Consider the following 1,570-nt stretch of genomic DNA (forward strand, 5'->3'; position numbering starts at 1 on the left):
CCGGCGCTGGGGCCACAGCGCGCGTCGCTGCAGCCTGGGGCCGCAGCGATTCTGCACGTCGGCTGTGCCAATGCCGGCATGGCTGGAATCGGTGCCGTGCCGTGCCGTGCGGATGGTGATGCGTGTACGGCCGCGTTTGTGCCAGGGCGCGCGGGCTCGCGCCTAGAGTTGCGCGCCTTCCACGAGGAACTGCACCCGCCGCTCGCCTTTCCATTCATTCACATCCAGCCGAAAGGCCAGCAGCACCCGTGCGGGCAGGGGCTCGGTGCGCCCGAACCAGATCGCGTCGATGGGGTTGCCCTGGTGGATGAGCTTGATGGACAGGTGGTTTTTGGCCTCCCCCACCAGGCGTTGGCTCAGCACCTGCACTTCTTCACTGAAGGTGGGCGGTGCAAAGCCCTGGCCCCAGACCTCGCGGTGCAGGGTGTCCACCATGTCGGCGCGGCAGTATTCGGGGGCCAGGGGGCCGTCGGTCTCGATGCGGCGGGTGAGGGTGGCGGCGTCCAGCCATTCCTGCGCGACCTGGGCAAAGGCCTGCTCGAACACGTCGAACGATTCCTCGGCCACGGTGCAGCCCGCGGCCATGGCGTGGCCGCCAAACTTGAGGATCACGCCCGGGTGGCGCTTGGCCACCAGGTCCAGCGCGTCGCGCAGGTGAAAGCCAGGGATGGAGCGGCCCGAGCCCTTGAGCTCATGCTCCTTGCCCGGCGCGCTGCTGGCGGCAAACACAAAGGTCGGGCGGTGCAGCTTGTCCTTGATGCGGCTGGCCACGATGCCCACCACGCCTTCATGGAAGTCGGGGTCGAACACGCTGATCGCAGGCGGCGGCTCCTCGCTCTCGTCGAACAGGCTCTCGGCCATGAGCATGGCCTGATCGCGCATGCCGCCCTCGATCTCGCGGCGCTCGCGGTTGATGCCATCGAGCGTGGCGGCCAGCTCGGCGGCGCGGCCTGCGTCGTCGGTCAGCAGGCATTCAATGCCCAGCGTCATGTCTGCCAGGCGGCCCGCGGCGTTGATGCGCGGGCCCAGGGCAAAGCCAAAGTCGAACGTGGTGGCGGCCGGCGCCTTGCGGCCTGCGGCGTGGAAGAGTGCCGCCACGCCCGCCGGCATCTGCCCTGCGCGGATGCGCTTCAAGCCCTGCGCGACCAGTCGGCGGTTGTTGGCGTCGAGTTTGACCACGTCGGCCACGGTGCCGAGCGCGATCAGAGGGAGCAACGGGTCGAGCTTGGGTTGTGTGGCGGCGTTGAACAGGCCGCGCGCGCGCAGCTCGGCCCGCAGCGCCAGCAGCACGTAGAACATCACGCCCACGCCGGCCATGGACTTGCTCTCGAAGGTGCAGCCGGGCTGGTTGGGGTTGACGATGGCATCGGCCGCCGGCAGCGCGGGGCCGGGCAGGTGGTGGTCGGTGACCAGCACCGTGAGGCCCAGGGCCTTGGCCTCGGCCACGCCGTCCACGCTGGCGATGCCGTTGTCCACGGTGATGAGCACGTCGGCGCCGCGCTCGGCCACGCGCCGGGCGATGGGGGGCGTGAGGCCGTAGCCGTCGGTCACGCGGTCGGGCACCAGGTAG

The 1,570-nt window shown here is 70.0% G+C and carries 1 protein-coding gene; it reads right to left on the reverse strand.

All coding sequences use genetic code 11. The features are described from left to right. Positions 1-162: 162 nt before the first annotated feature. Positions 163-1,570 (reverse strand): single-stranded-DNA-specific exonuclease RecJ (locus tag ACDELDRAFT_RS22310; protein ID WP_005801083.1); only part of this gene is annotated, 1,408 nt, incomplete at its 5' end.

Origin of the sequence: Acidovorax delafieldii 2AN, assembly GCF_000175235.1 — a bacterium.
Lineage (GTDB): Bacteria > Pseudomonadota > Gammaproteobacteria > Burkholderiales > Burkholderiaceae_C > Acidovorax > Acidovorax delafieldii_B.